Source organism: Pseudomonas viridiflava (genome assembly GCF_900602065.1).
Classification (GTDB): Bacteria; Pseudomonadota; Gammaproteobacteria; order Pseudomonadales; family Pseudomonadaceae; genus Aquipseudomonas.
In genome coordinates this window covers 87,684-103,799 of the sequence record NZ_UWFN01000285.1, presented here as the reverse complement: position 1 = coordinate 103,799, position 16,116 = coordinate 87,684, and the positions used below count along the sequence as shown (strand labels likewise).

Below are 16,116 nucleotides of genomic sequence, written 5' to 3'. Positions count from 1 at the left end.
TGGCATAACTAACACATAGATTGATGTAGCTTGATGGCTAAATGCTGCTACGCAGCTGGCACTCTTGTTGCTTTGACATTAATGACCGCTGACTCGGTGTCAAAAATTTGCGGCCCTTATGAGAGAAACGTCCATGAGCCAAGGTGTTGAATTTAATCGCTTGATGTTGGACATGCGTTCCATGCAGATGGACGCCATGGCTGCGCCCAAGGCAGCAGCCACGCCGCAAATCGGCTCCAGCAGCTTCGCCGACATGCTTGGTCAGGCCGTTAACAAGGTCAATGACGTTCAGCAGGCTTCCAGTCAGCTGTCCAGCGCTTTCGAAATTGGCAAGAGCGGCGTCGACCTTACCGACGTGATGATCTCGTCGCAGAAAGCCAGCGTGTCTTTTCAGGCCTTGACCCAGGTTCGGAACAAACTGGTTCAGGCTTATCAAGACATCATGCAGATGCCGGTTTAAGGACGTATTGAGTCATGGCAGAAACACTCGCCGATAGCGTTCCGGCCAAGACAGGCGCTCCTTCAGGCAAACCGTTGTTCGGTCTGGCCTTTCTGGAAAACCTCTCCGAGATGACCATGCTGCGTCAGGTGGGCCTTATGGTCGGCCTGGCTGCCAGCGTCGCCATCGGCTTTGCCGTGGTGCTCTGGTCGCAGCAACCTGATTACCGTCCGCTTTACGGCAGCATGGCCGGGATGGACGCCAAGCAGGTCATGGATACGCTGACAACGGCCAATATTGCCTACACCGTCGAGCCAAATTCCGGCGCTTTGCTGGTCAAGGCCGATGATGTGCAGCGCGCCCGTATTCAACTGGCCTCTGCCGGTATCGCGCAGACTGATGCCAATGTCGGCTTCGAGATTCTCGATAAGGATCAGGGGCTGGGCACCAGCCAGTTCATGGAAGCCACGCGCTATCGCCGTGGCCTCGAAGGTGAGCTGGCGCGGACTATTTCTTCCCTGAACAACATCAAGGGTGCCCGCGTGCACCTGGCGATCCCGAAAAGCTCGGTGTTCGTTCGTGACGATCGCAAGCCGAGCGCTTCGATTCTGGTTGAGCTGTACCCAGGTCGTTCGCTTGAGCCAAGTCAGGTCATGGCAATCGTCAATCTAGTGGCGACCAGTGTTCCTGAGTTGACCAAGTCTCAGGTCACTGTGGTCGACCAGAAAGGCAATCTGCTTTCTGATCAGGCGGAAAACTCCGAACTGACCATGGCGGGCAAGCAATTCGACTACGCCCGTCGCATGGAAGGCATGCTGACTCAGCGCGTGCAGAACATTTTGCGTCCGGTGCTGGGCACTGATCGCTACAAGGCTGAAGTGTCGGCCGACGTGGATTTCAGTGCTGTTGAATCCACCGCAGAAAGCTTCAACCCTGATCAGCCTGCGTTGCGCAGTGAGCAGTCGGTCAACGAACAGCGCTCCAGCAGTTCTGGGCCTTCAGGTGTGCCGGGAGCATTGAGCAACCAGCCGCCAGGGCCAGCAACCGCGCCGCAGACCGCCGGCGGTGGTGCAGCGGGTGCTGCCGCAGCCATTGCTCCGGGCCAACCTTTGTTGGATGCCAACGGTCAGCAGATCATGGATCCAGCCACTGGTCAGCCAGCCTTGGCGCCATACCCGGCTGACAAGCGCGTGCAGTCGACCAAGAACTTTGAGCTGGACCGTTCCATCAGTCACACCAAGCAACAGCAGGGACGTTTGAATCGTCTGTCGGTTGCCGTGGTGGTTGATGATCAGGTCAAGATCAACCCGGCCAACGGCGAAACGACCCGTTCACCATGGAGTGCGGAAGATCTGAATCGCTTCACACGCCTGGTGCAGAACGCAGTCGGTTTTGATGCCAGCCGTGGCGACAGCGTCAGCGTGGTCAACGTGCCGTTCTCGGCGGAGCAGGGCGAGCTGATTCCGGATATTCCGTTCTACTCGCAGCAATGGTTCTGGGACATCGTCAAGCAGGCCATGGGTGTCATCTTCATTCTGGTTCTGGTGTTTGGTGTGCTGCGTCCGGTGTTGAACAACATCACCAATGGCAAGAGCAAAGAGCTCGCCGGTTTTGACGACGGTACGGGTGGTTTTGGTGGCATGGGTGGCGGTTCTGATGAGCTGTCCAATGACCGTGTCAGCCTGGGCGGCCCGCAAAGCATTCTGTTGCCTAGCCCGACCGAGGGTTATGACGCACAGCTGAATGCAATCAAGAGTTTGGTGGCTGAAGATCCGGGTCGTGTGGCCCAGGTTGTGAAAGAGTGGATTAACACTGATGAATGATCGAGCCGTCGTAGCCAAACTGAGCAAAGTCGAGAAAGCCGCCGTATTGCTGCTTTCCCTGGGTGAAACCGATGCTGCGCAGGTTCTGCGTCACATGGGCCCCAAGGAAGTTCAGCGCGTCGGCGTGGCGATGGCGCAGATGCGTAACGTGCATCGCGAGCAGGTCGAAGAGGTGATGACTGAGTTCGTCGAAATTGTCGGCGATCAGACTAGCCTGGGCGTCGGCTCGGATGGCTATATCCGCAAAATGCTGACTCAGGCATTGGGCGAGGACAAAGCGAACGGCTTGATCGACCGGATTCTGCTGGGTGGCAACACCAGCGGTCTGGACAGTCTGAAGTGGATGGAGCCACGCGCTGTGGCCGACGTTATCCGTTTCGAGCACCCGCAGATTCAAGCCATCGTGGTTGCTTACCTCGATGCTGATCAGGCGGGTGAAGTGCTCGGCCATTTCGATCACAAGGTACGGCTGGATATTATTCTGCGGGTGTCTTCGCTCAATACCGTGCAGCCAGCGGCCCTTAAAGAACTGAACCAGATTCTCGAGAAGCAGTTCTCCGGTAACGCCAACACGTCGCGTACTACCCTGGGTGGTATCAAGCGTGCTGCAGATATCATGAACTTCCTCGACAGCTCCATCGAAGGCGCGCTCATGGATTCGATCCGCGAGGTCGACGAAGATCTGTCGACGCAGATCGAAGACCTCATGTTTGTCTTCAACAACCTTTCGGACGTGGACGACCGTGGCATCCAGGCGCTGTTGCGCGAGGTTTCTTCGGACGTGCTGGTACTGGCCCTCAAGGGTTCCGACGAGGCGATCAAAGAGAAAATCTTCAAGAACATGTCCAAACGTGCCGCCGAACTGCTGCGCGACGATCTGGAAGCGAAGGGCCCGGTCCGCGTCAGCGACGTGGAAACCGCGCAGAAAGAAATCCTCACTATTGCTCGCCGTATGGCCGAAGCAGGGGAAATCGTTCTGGGTGGCAAGGGCGGCGAGGAAATGATCTAGTCTGTTGACGTTCCGTCGGAGAAACTGACCGGGGACGCGTTCCCCGGTGTCCACCGTCTGGCCTGGCAATTCTTACCTGCCATGCGCCTGCGCTGAAACAATACAGACTCTAAGGCACTATCCATGTCCAGCTCCAACAAAGAACCGGTCAGCGAGCTTATCCGCGCCAAGGACGTCGGCGGTTTTGACGTCTGGTCGCTGCCCAGTTTCGATCCCTATCAAGAGCCTGAACCCGAGCCCGAACCGGTCATTGAAGAGCCGGTTGATGCCATCGAAGAAGTCCCGCTGGAAGAAGTTCAGCCACTGACCCTCGAAGAGTTGGAGAGCATCCGTCAGGAGGCTTACAACGAAGGCTTTGCCACGGGCGAAAAAGAAGGCTTTCACAGCACTCAACTCAAGGTCCGCCAGGAAGCCGAGGTTGCGCTAAAGAGCAAGCTGGCGAGCCTTGAGCTATTGATGAGTCAGCTGTTCGACCCGATTGCCGAGCAGGACAAGCAGATCGAGCGCTCGGTCATTCATCTGGTCGAGCACATTGCCCGCAAGGTCATTCAGCGTGAGCTGACCACCGACTCTCGGCAGATCGGCAATGTATTGCGCGACGCGCTGAAGCTTTTGCCTATGGGCGCAAGCAATGTGCGGATTTTCATCAACCCGCAGGACTTTGACGTGGTCAAAGCCCTGCGTGAGCGTCATGAAGAAACGTGGCGCATTGTTGAAGATGAAACGCTGCAGGCCGGTGGTTGCCGGATCGAAACGGAACACAGTCGGATAGATGCGAGCATCGAAACCCGTCTTACCCTGGCCATTGCCAAAATGTATGACCAGATGCACGAGCAATCACTGCATCCGGCGAGCCCGGACCTCAGCCTGGAGCTGGAGGCCGAGCCGGTTGTGACTGGCGCTGTCAGTCCTGACGTCGAGAAGTCCGATGCGCCTTGATCGCACCAGTTTCGGCAAGCGCCTCGGGTCTTATGCCGAAAACGTCGAATTGCCCGCTCAGCCAGTCGTGGAAGGTCGCCTGCTGCGCATGGTCGGCCTGACGCTGGAGGCCGAGGGTTTGCGGGCGGCGATGGGCAGCCGGTGCGTGGTGATCAACGACGACAGCCACCACCCGGTGGAAGTTGAAGCCGAGGTGATGGGTTTTTCCGGCAGTAAAATCTTCTTGATGCCTGTAGGCAGTGTGGCTGGTCTTGCCCCTGGTGCCCGAGTGGTGCCTTTGGCAGATACCGGTCGCTTGCCTATGGGCATGAGCATGCTGGGGCGGGTGCTCGACGGTGCCGGTCGCGCCCTCGATGGCAAGGGCGCCATGAAGGCTGAAGACTGGGTGCCTATGGACGGTCCTACGATCAACCCGCTCAAGCGCAACCCCATCAGTCAGCCTCTGGACGTGGGCATTCGCAGCATCAACGGATTGTTGACGGTGGGGCGTGGTCAACGTCTCGGGCTGTTCGCTGGTACCGGCGTCGGTAAGAGTGTTCTGCTTGGCATGATGACGCGCTTCACCGAGGCAGACATCATTGTTGTCGGCCTGATCGGTGAGCGGGGTCGTGAGGTTAAGGAGTTCATCGAGCACAGCCTGGGTGAAGAAGGGCTCAAGCGTTCGGTGGTGGTTGCGTCTCCTGCGGACGACGCGCCTTTGATGCGTTTACGTGCTGCCATGTATTGCACGCGAATCGCCGAGTATTTCCGCGACAAGGGCAAAAACGTCCTGTTGCTGATGGATTCTCTGACGCGTTTTGCTCAGGCTCAACGGGAGATTGCCCTGGCGATTGGCGAGCCTCCTGCGACCAAGGGTTATCCGCCGTCGGTATTTGCCAAACTGCCCAAGCTTGTGGAGCGCGCCGGTAATGCCGAAGCGGGTGGTGGCTCGATCACAGCGTTTTATACCGTGTTGTCTGAGGGTGACGACCAGCAGGACCCCATTGCGGACTCTGCGCGTGGCGTACTGGACGGCCATATCGTGTTGTCCCGTCGCCTTGCTGAAGAAGGGCACTACCCGGCGATCGACATCGAGGCCTCTATCAGCCGGGTCATGCCCGCAGTGGTCACCCCTGATCACATGAATCAGGCGCAGCATTTCAAACAGTTGTGGTCACGCTATCAACAAAGTCGCGATTTGATCAGTGTCGGCGCTTATGTGGCGGGCGGTGATCGGGAAACTGACCTGGCGATCCATTTGCAGCCCGTGCTTGTGCGCTACCTGCGCCAAGGGCTCAATGAAAATGAAAGCATGGAAAACAGCAGTGCGCAGTTGGCGGCAGTGTTCAGCCCGGCCGCGGGTGGTTGATAGACCATGGCCATAAGTCGCGCAGCGCGCCTGGCGCCCGTGGTGGATATGGCCGAGAACGCGGAGCGCAAGGCTGCCCAGAGTCTGGGGCACTTTCAAGGGCAGGTGCGCGTGGCCGAAGGCAAGCTCAACGACCTTGAGCAGTTTCGCCTGGACTACCAGCAGCAATGGATCGACAAAGGCGCCCATGGCGTTTCCGGGCAATGGCTGATGGGTTATCAGCGCTTCCTTACTCAACTGGACACCGCTGTAGATCAGCAGCGTCGAAGCCTGGCCTGGCATCAGGACAACCTTGATAAAGCGCGCGGCACCTGGCAACAGGCGTACGCCCGGGTCGAGGGTTTGCGCAAACTGGTCCAGCGCTATATCGACGAAGCACGACAGCTGGAGGACAAGCGCGAGCAAAAACTACTGGATGAGCTTTCGCAGCGCCTGCCAAGGCATGCGCCGTTTTAACCGCAGAGTTCGTTCGGGTATACCGCAAATTATTGAACTGCAATGCAGCTCCCACAGAGAAAATTGCAGATATCACCAGCCAGTGCTAAACCTTGATTACGTGACGCACGCCTTACTCAGGAATTTTACATGCCGGTCACTTCTGAGCTTTCTCCTGACGGTCAGCAACTGACCATTTTCATTTCCGGGCGATTTGATTTTGCTTCCCATCAGGACTTCCGCGAGGCCTACGAAAATCTGGGCAGCGAGCTGCGTTATGTCGTTGATCTGCGTGGCACCAACTATCTGGACAGTTCGGCACTGGGGATGCTGCTGCTATTGCGTGATCACGCGGGTGGCGAGCGCTCACGCATTCGTCTGCTCAACTGCAGTGCTGATGTCATCACCATCCTGACCATTTCCAATTTCTCGAAGCTGTTCCAGATAGGTTGAGTGAGACCTTGCCATCCTCCAGCGAGTCCTTGTGCATCCTGATCGCTGACGACAACGCCAGTGATCGCCTGCTGTTGTCCACTATCGTGGCTCGCCAGGGCCATCGAGTACTGTGCGCTGCTAACGGTGCGGAGGCGGTCGCACTGTTTGAGGCTGATCGGCCGCAGATGATCCTGATGGACGCAATGATGCCGGTGATGGATGGCTTCGAAGCCGCCCGGCGCATCAAGGAGCTGGCCGGTGAGGCGCTGGTGCCGATTATCTTCCTTACGTCTCTGACGGAGGGGGCGGCGCTGGCTCGTTGCCTGGACGCCGGGGGCGACGACTTTATTGCGAAGCCTTACAACCAGACGGTCCTGAACGCCAAAATCAATGCCATGAATCGCCTGAGGTTGCTGCAGGAGACTGTTCTGCGGCAGCGCGATCTTATTTCCCGGCACCATGATTACCTGCTGAATGAGCAGCGAGTCGCCAAGGAAGTATTCGATCAGGTGGCACATTCCGGCTGCCTTGACGCGCCCAATATTCGCTATCTGCAGTCGCCTTACGCGTTGTTTAACGGTGACTTGCTGCTCGCTGCCTACACGCCAGCCGGGCATATGCACATGTTGCTGGGGGATTTCACCGGGCACGGTTTGCCCGCTGCGGTCGGTGCAATGCCGCTGGCAGAGGTGTTCTACGGTATGACGGCCAAGGGCTTCGGTCTGGCCGAAACCCTGCGTGAGATGAACGCCAAGCTCAAGCGCATCCTGCCAGTGGATATGTTCTGTTGCGCAACCCTGCTCTGTATCAACTTCCAGCAACAACAGTTTCAGGTCTGGAATGGCGGTCTGCCCGACGGTTATCTTCTAAGTGCTGCGACCGGAGAGTGCACCGCCCTGGTGTCCCGGCATCTGCCGCTTGGCGTGTTGGACTCAGCGTCGTTTGATGATCACACCGAGGTTCACCCCTTTGCTCCAGGGGATCGGGTCTTCCTGCTGTCCGACGGGGTGATCGACACCAGTGACAGCAAAGAACAGCTGTTCGGTGTGCAGCGGTTGCATGAAGTATTTGCTGCCAATCGCGAACCCCGGTTGCTGATTTCGGAAATTCAGCAGGCGCTGGATGCCTTCGGCGGTCAGGCCCGTGATGACGTCAGCATGGTGGAAATCATGGCTGTCGAGCAGGCTGATCTGGGCGCACAGGCCGTGACCTACTCAGACAGCGGCACCTCCACGCCGCTGGACTGGTCATCCACGTTCGAATTCAGGGCTGCGACCCTCAGGCGTTTCAATCCTTTGCCTTACTTGTTGCAGTTGCTGCTAGAGGTGCATGGCCTGCGCAGTCAGAGCGGTGCGCTGTACAGCGTGCTGACTGAGCTTTATAGCAATGCGCTGGAGCACGGCGTCTTAGGTCTGGATTCGGCCCTGAAAAGTAGCGCTTCAGGATTCGCCAGCTACTATCAGCAACGGGCGTCGCGTCTGGCTGCTCTGGACAGTGGCTATATCCGACTGCATTTCAACGTCACGCCCGAGGGTGAGGGTGGTCGTTTGAGTGTGCGGGTGGAAGACAGTGGTGAAGGTTTCAATGTTGATACAATTCTTGCATTGCCGCCAGTGGTCGATGAGCTGTACGGTCGCGGTCTTGCGCTGGTGCGGGAACTGAGTGAGAAGGCCTCGTGGTCTACGGACGGACGGACCGCACGCGTTGAATTCTGCTGGGGAGCCAAGGCATAGAGCCCCCGGATTCTTGATCATGGAGTGAGCAAGGTGTCGGTAGTTCATCTGGATTACAGCGTATTGATTACGTTGCAGGAAGTCATGGAAGACGAGTATCCGACTCTCCTTGATGTGTTTATCAAAGACGCTGAGTACCGTATTTCCCGTTTGCGCCAGCTTATGGGGGCGTCGGCGTTCGACCTGCAGGAGCTGAGCCTGATGGCTCACAGCTTCAAAGGCAGCAGCAGCAACATGGGCGCAATGCGCCTTGCCGACTTGTGTCGAGAGCTTGAAGATCGCAGCCGCCGCGACGAAAGTTCTGGTCTTGACGAGTTGCTGGCAGCGCTTGATCACGAATACAGCACGGTGCGCCGGTTATTCGACGCGGAGCGCCAGTTTTTTATCGCGCACCCTTGATTCAGCCTTGTTGTTATCCGGCCCATTGTCTGGCCCGTATCTTGCTATGTTCTCTGTAATCAGCTGTTTTTGCGGAGATCGACATGCCCCTTGCCACCAATGCTCTTCTTCAAGCCACCCCTGCGGCGGCGTCGAAGACCAGTTCAGCCAATAACACAGTCAAGCCGGCCGACAGTGGCAAAGACGACAACTCGAGCTTCTCCGACGTATACGCCAAGCAGGCTCAGGCCAAATCGGCTTCCGGCAATGATGCGCCGGTCAAAGCCAAACCTGCTGCTGAAAAGGACAAATCCGTAGCGGATAAGGGTGCTGCCGACAAGGGCGACACTGCCGTTTCAGAGTCGACGACTGTTGCCGATAGCGGCAATGCCTTGCCTGTCGAGCCGGTTGCCACTGAAGATCAGGCCCAATCGAGTGATGAGCAGGTCGATCCGGCGCTCGTGGCGTTGACGCCCGAGCCGACGGTTGACCCTGCTCTGGATCCTGCCTTGCAGGCACTGGCAAGCCAGGCCATCGCTCAGCCTGATGCCGATAAGTCAAAACTGGAAGCCGCTCCAGCCACGCCTGCTCAGATGGTGCAGGTCACCGACCCGGCGCAGGCGTCTTTTGACCCGAACGCCGATCCGCTCGACGACATGCCAGCGCTGCAGTTTGCTCTTGAGAGTGCGGCCGCCAAGGCGCAGCAGGCTCAACAGTCGCACAACGCGGCTGCTCAGGCTGGCAAGGGCGCGAAGGCCGATAATGCCGCGGCAGATCCATCACAGCTCGCCAATAACCTGGCAGCGCTGGATGACCAGCGGACCGTCTCCGATGACCCGAGTACCGAGAGTAGCGACAAGTCTTTTGATGGATTGCTGGACAGCGGCCTGAAGGATGTCAAAGGCGCTGCTGGCGATACGCGCGTGGATAACTTTGCCGACCGTCTTGCTGCTTTGAGTCAGGCTGCACAACAGCCTCGTGCGGCCGCGCCCGCGGTACCACTGATGAATCAGCCGCTGGCCATGCATCAAAGTGGCTGGAGCGAAGGCGTCGTAGAGCGTGTCATGTATTTGTCGAGCCAGAGTCTCAAGTCGGCTGATATCCAGTTGGAGCCTGCCGAGCTGGGACGCCTCGATATTCGTATCAATATGGCGCCGGATCAGCAGACTCAGGTGACCTTCATGAGTGCTCACGTGGGTGTGCGTGAGGCGTTGGAAAGCCAGATGTCACGTCTGCGTGAGTCCTTTTCCCAGCAAGGCATGGGGCAGGTGGATGTGAACGTGTCTGACCAGTCTCGCAATCAGCAGCACCAGGCTCAGCAGCAAGAGCAGGCAAATAATGCTCGTGGTGTTGGTAACGGTGGCTCGGGCGGGAATGGTCTGGATGGTTCAGTTGACGGTAACGATGCTGATGCGGGCCTGGCAGTGAGTCAGCCCGTTCAGCGCGTAGTCGGCACCAGTGAGATTGATTACTACGCTTGATGGTCGAGGGCTGTCGTCCAGCAAGCGCCTGAAATCTGATCGAGCAACGCGCAATCTTTCAGATTGAACGCTGCCTGGTAGATGCTCACCGAGGTTACCAGGCCAGCGATGGCGGAGTGTCAGACAAGCCGCTATCGCTGGCCTCCTAACCTCGCTGGGCTCAAATTCGATGTTTGCTTCGCGACTGCGCTGAGCCATGGACATCGCGCTATTTCCTGCAGCGCAACGGGTGCTGCAGTGTGCTGGAAATATATAAACCCTTGAAATATCCCGTCACTAAAACTCCCTTCCTGCTCATCCTCTCCCAACTCTGGCATAACACTTGCTCTCCCTCTGTCACGCATTAGCGAACCCCCCGAATAGTGACGGATTATTGGCATGGCGAAGAGCGACGAAGTTAAAGAACCTGGCTCAAAAGGCAAACTCAAGCTCATCATCGCTGCGGTTGTGGCTTTATTGCTGGCAGTTGGCCTTTCAGTAGGCGCGACATGGTTCTTCATGCATAGCTCCGAGCCTAAAGTGGATCCGGCAGCAGCTGCTGCGGCGGACCCCAATGCAAAGCATCCAGCTGTCTTTGAGGCGATGACCCCGGCGTTCGTGGTCAACTTCAACTCCAATGGTCGTCAGCGCTATATGCAAGTCAGCATCACCATGCTGGCGCGCAATCAGCCCGATCTGGATGCATTGAAAGTACACATGCCAGTCATTCGCAATAATCTGGTGATGCTCTTTGCAGGTATTCCCTTCGACCAGCTAGCCTCACCGATAGGTCAGGAAATGCTGCGTCAGAAAGCGACGGCCAGTGTTCAGGAAGTCGCTCAGAAAGAGCTGGGTAAAACCGTGATCGAGCAACTGCTTTTCACTAACTTCGTATTGCAGTAGGAACACGACATGGCCGTGCAAGACCTGCTGTCCCAGGATGAGATCGACGCGCTGTTGCATGGCGTGGACGACGGTCTGGTTGCAACCGAGAATGCTGCTGAGCCCGGCAGTATCAAAAGCTACGACCTGACCAGTCAGGATCGGATCGTGCGGGGTCGGATGCCGACCCTGGAAATGATCAACGAGCGATTCGCCCGTTATACCCGTATCAGCATGTTCAACCTGTTGCGTCGTTCTGCTGACGTGGCGGTGGGTGGCGTGCAGGTCATGAAGTTCGGCGAGTACGTGCACTCGCTGTACGTACCGACCAGTCTCAATCTGGTCAAGCTCAAGCCGTTGCGGGGCACCGGGCTGTTCATCCTTGATGCCAAACTGGTGTTCAAGCTGGTGGATAACTTCTTCGGCGGTGACGGTCGTCACGCCAAGATTGAAGGGCGTGAGTTCACGCCAACCGAACTGCGTGTGGTGCGCATGGTGCTGGACCAGGCTTTCATCGATATGAAAGAAGCCTGGCAGGCGATCATGGAAGTGAACTTCGAGTACATCAACTCCGAAGTGAACCCGGCCATGGCCAACATCGTTGGTCCAAGCGAAGCGGTTGTCGTCTCGACTTTCCATATCGAACTCGACGGTGGTGGCGGCGACCTGCACGTTACCCTGCCTTACTCGATGATCGAACCTATTCGGGAAATGCTCGATGCGGGCTTCCAGTCCGATCTGGATGACCAGGACGAGCGCTGGATCAACGCACTCAAGCAGGATGTGCTCGATGTCGCGGTACCCATGAGCGCGACGGTTGTCCGTCGACAGTTGCTGTTGCGCGACATCCTGCACATGCAGCCGGGCGACATTATCCCAGTAGAGATGCCTGACGAGATGGTGATGCGTGCCAATGGCGTGCCTTCATTCAAGGTCAAGCTGGGATCGCATCAAGGTAATCTGGCGCTGCAAGTCATCGAGCCGATAGACCGGCGTTGAGTTTTTCCACCGCCGAAAATTTTTGTGCAACTGAATCAATGTTCACCGAGGACAACCGATGGCTGATGAAAACGATATGACGTCTGATGATGATCAGGCGTTGGCCGATGAGTGGGCTGCTGCACTGGGTGAGTCCGGTGAAAGCGGTCAGGACGACATCGACGCTCTGCTCGCGGCAGACGCCGGTAATTCGGCGGCTTCCAGCCGTATGGCCATGGAAGAGTTCGGCAGTGTGCCCAAGAGCAATGCTCAGGTAACTCTGGATGGCCCGAACCTTGATGTGATTCTGGATATCCCGGTGTCTATTTCCATGGAAGTAGGCAGTACGGACATCAACATCCGCAACCTGCTGCAGCTTAACCAGGGTTCGGTGATCGAGCTGGATCGTCTGGCGGGTGAGCCGCTTGATGTGCTGGTCAATGGCACCTTGATCGCGCACGGCGAGGTGGTGGTGGTCAACGAAAAGTTCGGCATCCGCCTGACTGACGTGATCAGCCCGAGCGAACGTATCAAGAAGCTGCGCTAGTGAAGGTGATGAAAGCGGTCACCGTTTTGCTCGCCATGCCGCTGAGTGCTCTGGCGGCCGAGCCTGCAGTACAGGCGGCCGCTCCTCAGGCAAATGCTGCGTTGTCGTCAGGTATGGGTGGGCAGGTTGTGCAGCTGCTGTTCGGGTTGCTATTGGTGGTCGGCCTCATCTTTGCTTTGGCCTGGCTGATGCGTCGGGTTCAGCGCGGTGTGCCAGGCAATGCTCAGGTTATTGAGTTGGTCGGTTCGCGGGCCATTGGTCCCCGCGACCGTCTGGTACTTGTCCAGGTGGGTGAAGAGCAGATTCTGCTCGGCGTCACGCCTGGACGAATCACCCCGTTGCATGTGCTCAACCAGCCCGTGCAGGTGCCGGAGCGCCAGCCAGTGAACTCCGAGTTTGCACAACGTTTGATGGACTTGATGGGCAACAAGGTTCAGAAGGATAAGAAGTAATGCTGCGCATTCTGTTGACGCTTGTGCTGGTGCTGGCAGCGCCTTTGGCGTTCGCCGCCGATCCGTTGTCGATCCCGGCGATTACCCTGTCCAACGGTGCGGACGGCCAGCAGGAGTATTCGGTCAGCCTGCAAATTCTTCTGATCATGACGGCGCTGAGCTTCATTCCAGCGTTCGTCATGCTGATGACCAGCTTTACCCGAATCATCATTGTTTTCTCGATTTTGCGTCAGGCCCTTGGCCTCCAGCAGACGCCGTCCAACCAGATCCTGACTGGCATGGCGCTGTTTCTGACCATGTTCATCATGGCGCCGGTGTTTGATCGGGTGAATCAGGATGCTTTGCAGCCGTATCTGGCTGAAACGCTGACGGCGCAGGATGCAGTGGCTCGCGCACAAGTACCGATCAAGGATTTCATGCTGGCGCAAACCCGTACCAGCGATCTTGAGCTGTTCATGCGCCTGTCCAAGCGCACTGACATTGCCTCTCCGGATCAGGCGCCGCTGACGATTCTGGTCCCTGCTTTTGTTATTTCCGAACTCAAGACTGCCTTTCAGATCGGTTTCATGATCTTCATTCCGTTCCTGGTCATCGACCTGGTGGTCGCCAGCGTATTGATGGCGATGGGTATGATGATGCTGTCGCCGTTGATCATTTCCTTGCCGTTCAAAATCATGCTGTTTGTGCTGGTGGATGGCTGGGCGTTGATCGTCGGCACCCTGGCAGGCAGCTTTGGTGGTGTATGACCCGTCCTGATCAGGAGTCTGTGCGATGACGCCAGAAGTAGCTGTCGACCTGTTTCGTGAGGCGTTGTGGTTCACCACGTTACTGGTGGCGATTCTGGTAGTGCCCAGCTTGCTCTGCGGTTTGCTGGTTGCCATGTTTCAGGCCGCCACCCAGATCAACGAACAGACGCTGAGCTTTTTGCCGCGTCTGATCGTTATGCTGATCACATTGATCGTGGCCGGACCCTGGCTGCTCAAGGTGTTCATGGAGTACATCCTCGCGCTGTACACCAGTATCCCGACCGTGATCGGCTGATCTCGTGGAACCGATGCTGGCCCTGACCAACGGGCAGATCGGCACTTGGGTCGCGAGCTTCATGCTGCCCATGTTTCGAATTACTGCGCTATTGATGACTATGCCGATCATCGGTACAACGCTGGTGCCTGGCCGTGTGCGCCTTTATCTTGCGCTGGCTATTACTGTCGTTGTGGCGCCTGTTCTACCGCCTATGCCCGAGGTCAACGCGCTCGACCTGACGGCGCTGTTGCTGATTGGTGAGCAGATCATCATTGGTGCGGGGCTTGGGCTTTGCCTTCAGTTGTTCTTTCATTCGTTCGTTGTTGCCGGTCAGATCATTTCGACGCAAATGGGTATGGGCTTCGCCTCTATGGTGGACCCTACCAACGGCGTCTCATCGGCGGTCATCGGCCAATTTTTTACCATGCTGGTCACGCTGGTTTTTCTCGGTATGAACGGCCATCTCGTGGTGATCGAAACCCTGATCGAGAGCTTTACGACGTTGCCAGTGGGCGGTGGTTTACTGGTATCCAATTTCTGGGCGCTCGCCAACGGTCTGGGCTGGGTCATGGCCGCGGGTTTGAAACTGGTGCTGCCGGCGATTACCGCATTGCTGGTCGTCAACATCGCGTTTGGGGTCATGACTCGTGCAGCGCCGCAGTTAAACATCTTTTCCATTGGTTTCCCGCTGACGTTGGTCTTGGGTATGGTCATCCTGTGGATCAGCCTTGGCGACATTCTTAATCAGTACCAACCGCTGGCGACTCAGGCGCTGCAGACGTTCCGTGACATGGTGAGGGCTCGCTAACATGGCCGAGAACGAGAATGGTCAGGACAAAACAGAAGACCCCACGGAGAAAAAGGTCCGTGATTCTCGGGCGGAAGGCCAGATTGCTCGTTCCAAAGAGCTGAACACGCTCGCAATCATGATGGCGGGAGCGATAGGGCTTTTGGTTGAAGGTGCGGATATTGCGCAGGCGATGTCCTACATGATGACTTCGAACTTCACCATCACCCGTGAGGTGCTCATGGATGAGGGCTCCATGGGGCGGATGCTGCTTGCCACCGGTAAGCTTGCGCTGGTCGTCATGATGCCGTTTCTGCTGGTCATGTTAGCCGCGGCTGTTATCGGGCCTATCTCTTTGGGTGGATGGCTGTTCGCAACGAAATCATTGTTCCCCAAGTTCAGCCGAATGAATCCGTTGGCCGGACTCAAGCGCATGTTCTCTCCCAACGCGCTGATTGAATTGCTCAAGTCTTTTGCCAAATTCGTCATTGTGCTGATTGTTGCGCTTGTAGTGCTGAATATGGAGAAGGCCGCGCTGGTTTCCATCGCACATGAGCCCTTGGAGCAGGCCATCATCCACAGCCTGCAGGTGGTTGGCTGGAGTACGTTATGGATGGCCTGTGGGCTCATTTTCATTGCCGCAGTGGATGTGCCGTTCCAGTTGTGGGAAGCGCACAAGAAGCTTTTGATGACCAAGCAAGAGGTGCGCGACGAGCATAAAAACTCCGAAGGCAGTCCCGAGATCAAGCAGCGTATTCGCCAGCTTCAGCGCGAGGCGTCGCAACGTCGCATGATGGAGTCCGTTCCGCAGGCCGATGTGATCATCACCAACCCGACTCACTTTGCCGTCGCACTCAAATACGACCCCGAGCAGGGTGGGGCGCCTATGCTCGTGGCCAAGGGTGTCGATTTTGTCGCCCTGAAAATCCGCGAGATTGGCGCGCATCATCAGATTCTCATCCTTGAGTCTCCTGGTCTGGCGCGTTCGATTTATTACAGTACCGATCTTGATCAGGAAATTCCGGCCGGTTTGTACCTGGCAGTGGCTCAGGTGCTGGCGTACGTTTATCAGATTCGTCAGTACCATGCGGGGCAGGGCAAGCGCCCGGATCCGCTGGGCGATATCACCATTCCGCCGGATTTGCAGCGGGATTCTTGAGTTGAGGCAGTGATTCTTGGGTACATATCCGTTACCGCGTTAAGGGCTGATATTGGTTGCGCTTTTACAGCGCCTCACTTTTGAGAAGCGCAAAAGTAAGCAAAGCGCTCTTTCCCCATCACTTGGCACCTCGCTGTCGCTCGGTGTACCCGCCCGCAGATCCTGAACCGTGGGCCGCCGCAACGGGCCATCCATGGCCCAATGCGGCTAACCCGGCGTCCTGCCGGGTTGCCCACGCTTCAGAATCTGCGTTCGGCCAGCGTGATTTAATGGGGCGCCTCAGATCAAA

The 16,116-nt window shown here is 57.1% G+C and carries 18 protein-coding genes; all 18 read left to right on the top strand.

Annotation, left to right across the window (positions count from 1 at the left end; all coding sequences use genetic code 11):
- Window positions 1–133 precede the first annotated feature (133 nt).
- Window positions 134–460: a flagellar hook-basal body complex protein FliE gene (gene fliE / locus EE949_RS18815; protein ID WP_027901002.1), complete on the top strand. Its 327-nt coding sequence runs from the start codon at window positions 134–136 to the stop codon at window positions 458–460.
- A gap of 14 nt (window positions 461–474) precedes the next feature.
- The gene (fliF, locus tag EE949_RS18810; protein ID WP_122665669.1) at window positions 475–2,262 is read left to right on the top strand and encodes a flagellar basal-body MS-ring/collar protein FliF; all 1,788 of its coding nucleotides are present in this window, start codon (window positions 475–477) and stop codon (window positions 2,260–2,262) included.
- On the top strand, window positions 2,255–3,271 hold the full coding sequence (gene fliG, locus EE949_RS18805; RefSeq protein ID WP_087273204.1) for a flagellar motor switch protein FliG: 1,017 nt from the start codon (window positions 2,255–2,257) through the stop codon (window positions 3,269–3,271). The genes fliF and fliG overlap by 8 nt, the downstream gene beginning before the upstream one ends.
- A 123-nt stretch (window positions 3,272–3,394) precedes the next feature.
- The gene (gene fliH / locus EE949_RS18800) at window positions 3,395–4,210 is read left to right on the top strand and encodes a flagellar assembly protein FliH (RefSeq protein ID WP_122665668.1); all 816 of its coding nucleotides are present in this window, start codon (window positions 3,395–3,397) and stop codon (window positions 4,208–4,210) included.
- Window positions 4,200–5,558, top strand: coding sequence for a flagellar protein export ATPase FliI (gene fliI / locus EE949_RS18795; RefSeq protein WP_122665667.1), 1,359 nt, complete (start codon window positions 4,200–4,202; stop codon window positions 5,556–5,558). Before fliH ends, fliI begins: the two co-directional genes overlap by 11 nt.
- Window positions 5,559–5,564: 6 nt before the next feature.
- Window positions 5,565–6,014, top strand: coding sequence for a flagellar export protein FliJ (gene fliJ / locus EE949_RS18790; protein WP_122665666.1), 450 nt, complete (start codon window positions 5,565–5,567; stop codon window positions 6,012–6,014).
- Between the two features lie 129 nt (window positions 6,015–6,143).
- On the top strand, window positions 6,144–6,446 hold the full coding sequence (locus EE949_RS18785) for an STAS domain-containing protein (protein WP_122665665.1): 303 nt from the start codon (window positions 6,144–6,146) through the stop codon (window positions 6,444–6,446).
- Between the two features lie 8 nt (window positions 6,447–6,454).
- Entirely contained in the window at window positions 6,455–8,161 is a 1,707-nt protein-coding gene (locus tag EE949_RS18780) for an ATP-binding SpoIIE family protein phosphatase (RefSeq protein WP_122665664.1), read from the top strand.
- 84 nt (window positions 8,162–8,245) lie between these two features.
- A complete protein-coding gene (locus EE949_RS18775; protein WP_122666114.1) occupies window positions 8,246–8,560 on the top strand; it encodes an Hpt domain-containing protein in 315 nt (104 codons plus the stop codon).
- Between the two features lie 83 nt (window positions 8,561–8,643).
- Complete coding sequence (locus tag EE949_RS18770; RefSeq protein ID WP_122665663.1) at window positions 8,644–10,020, top strand: flagellar hook-length control protein FliK; 1,377 nt, start codon at window positions 8,644–8,646, stop codon at window positions 10,018–10,020.
- A gap of 378 nt (window positions 10,021–10,398) precedes the next feature.
- Complete coding sequence (fliL, locus tag EE949_RS18765) at window positions 10,399–10,902, top strand: flagellar basal body-associated protein FliL (RefSeq protein WP_122665662.1); 504 nt, start codon at window positions 10,399–10,401, stop codon at window positions 10,900–10,902.
- Window positions 10,903–10,911: 9 nt separating this feature from the next.
- The gene (gene fliM, locus EE949_RS18760) at window positions 10,912–11,880 is read left to right on the top strand and encodes a flagellar motor switch protein FliM (protein ID WP_122665661.1); all 969 of its coding nucleotides are present in this window, start codon (window positions 10,912–10,914) and stop codon (window positions 11,878–11,880) included.
- 58 nt (window positions 11,881–11,938) lie between these two features.
- Complete coding sequence (gene fliN / locus EE949_RS18755; protein WP_122665660.1) at window positions 11,939–12,406, top strand: flagellar motor switch protein FliN; 468 nt, start codon at window positions 11,939–11,941, stop codon at window positions 12,404–12,406.
- 8 nt (window positions 12,407–12,414) lie between these two features.
- Window positions 12,415–12,858, top strand: coding sequence for a flagellar biosynthetic protein FliO (gene fliO, locus EE949_RS18750; protein WP_122666113.1), 444 nt, complete (start codon window positions 12,415–12,417; stop codon window positions 12,856–12,858).
- Window positions 12,858–13,604, top strand: coding sequence for a flagellar type III secretion system pore protein FliP (gene fliP / locus EE949_RS18745; protein ID WP_122665659.1), 747 nt, complete (start codon window positions 12,858–12,860; stop codon window positions 13,602–13,604). The genes fliO and fliP overlap by 1 nt, the downstream gene beginning before the upstream one ends.
- 25 nt (window positions 13,605–13,629) lie before the next feature.
- Window positions 13,630–13,899, top strand: a complete 270-nt coding sequence (locus EE949_RS18740) for a flagellar biosynthetic protein FliQ (RefSeq protein WP_027897996.1) — start codon at window positions 13,630–13,632, stop codon at window positions 13,897–13,899.
- Between the two features lie 13 nt (window positions 13,900–13,912).
- Entirely contained in the window at window positions 13,913–14,689 is a 777-nt protein-coding gene (gene fliR / locus EE949_RS18735) for a flagellar biosynthetic protein FliR (RefSeq protein ID WP_122665658.1), read from the top strand.
- A 1-nt stretch (window position 14,690) separates the two neighbouring features.
- Entirely contained in the window at window positions 14,691–15,827 is a 1,137-nt protein-coding gene (flhB, locus tag EE949_RS18730; protein WP_122665657.1) for a flagellar biosynthesis protein FlhB, read from the top strand.
- Window positions 15,828–16,116 lie beyond the last annotated feature (289 nt).

What these genes read in the sequence shown, in the direction of transcription:
- fliE (WP_027901002.1), top strand. Translation starts at nt 134, where the DNA reads ATGAGCCAAGGTGTTGAATTTAATCGCTTGATGTTGGACATGCGTTCC.
- fliF (WP_122665669.1), top strand. Translation starts at nt 475, where the DNA reads ATGGCAGAAACACTCGCCGATAGCGTTCCGGCCAAGACAGGCGCTCCT.
- fliG (WP_087273204.1), top strand. Translation starts at nt 2,255, where the DNA reads ATGAATGATCGAGCCGTCGTAGCCAAACTGAGCAAAGTCGAGAAAGCC.
- fliH (WP_122665668.1), top strand. Translation starts at nt 3,395, where the DNA reads ATGTCCAGCTCCAACAAAGAACCGGTCAGCGAGCTTATCCGCGCCAAG.
- fliI (WP_122665667.1), top strand. Translation starts at nt 4,200, where the DNA reads ATGCGCCTTGATCGCACCAGTTTCGGCAAGCGCCTCGGGTCTTATGCC.
- fliJ (WP_122665666.1), top strand. Translation starts at nt 5,565, where the DNA reads ATGGCCATAAGTCGCGCAGCGCGCCTGGCGCCCGTGGTGGATATGGCC.
- EE949_RS18785 (WP_122665665.1), top strand. Translation starts at nt 6,144, where the DNA reads ATGCCGGTCACTTCTGAGCTTTCTCCTGACGGTCAGCAACTGACCATT.
- EE949_RS18775 (WP_122666114.1), top strand. Translation starts at nt 8,246, where the DNA reads ATGGAAGACGAGTATCCGACTCTCCTTGATGTGTTTATCAAAGACGCT.
- EE949_RS18770 (WP_122665663.1), top strand. Translation starts at nt 8,644, where the DNA reads ATGCCCCTTGCCACCAATGCTCTTCTTCAAGCCACCCCTGCGGCGGCG.
- fliL (WP_122665662.1), top strand. Translation starts at nt 10,399, where the DNA reads ATGGCGAAGAGCGACGAAGTTAAAGAACCTGGCTCAAAAGGCAAACTC.
- fliM (WP_122665661.1), top strand. Translation starts at nt 10,912, where the DNA reads ATGGCCGTGCAAGACCTGCTGTCCCAGGATGAGATCGACGCGCTGTTG.
- fliN (WP_122665660.1), top strand. Translation starts at nt 11,939, where the DNA reads ATGGCTGATGAAAACGATATGACGTCTGATGATGATCAGGCGTTGGCC.
- fliO (WP_122666113.1), top strand. Translation starts at nt 12,415, where the DNA reads ATGAAAGCGGTCACCGTTTTGCTCGCCATGCCGCTGAGTGCTCTGGCG.
- fliP (WP_122665659.1), top strand. Translation starts at nt 12,858, where the DNA reads ATGCTGCGCATTCTGTTGACGCTTGTGCTGGTGCTGGCAGCGCCTTTG.
- EE949_RS18740 (WP_027897996.1), top strand. Translation starts at nt 13,630, where the DNA reads ATGACGCCAGAAGTAGCTGTCGACCTGTTTCGTGAGGCGTTGTGGTTC.
- fliR (WP_122665658.1), top strand. Translation starts at nt 13,913, where the DNA reads ATGCTGGCCCTGACCAACGGGCAGATCGGCACTTGGGTCGCGAGCTTC.
- flhB (WP_122665657.1), top strand. Translation starts at nt 14,691, where the DNA reads ATGGCCGAGAACGAGAATGGTCAGGACAAAACAGAAGACCCCACGGAG.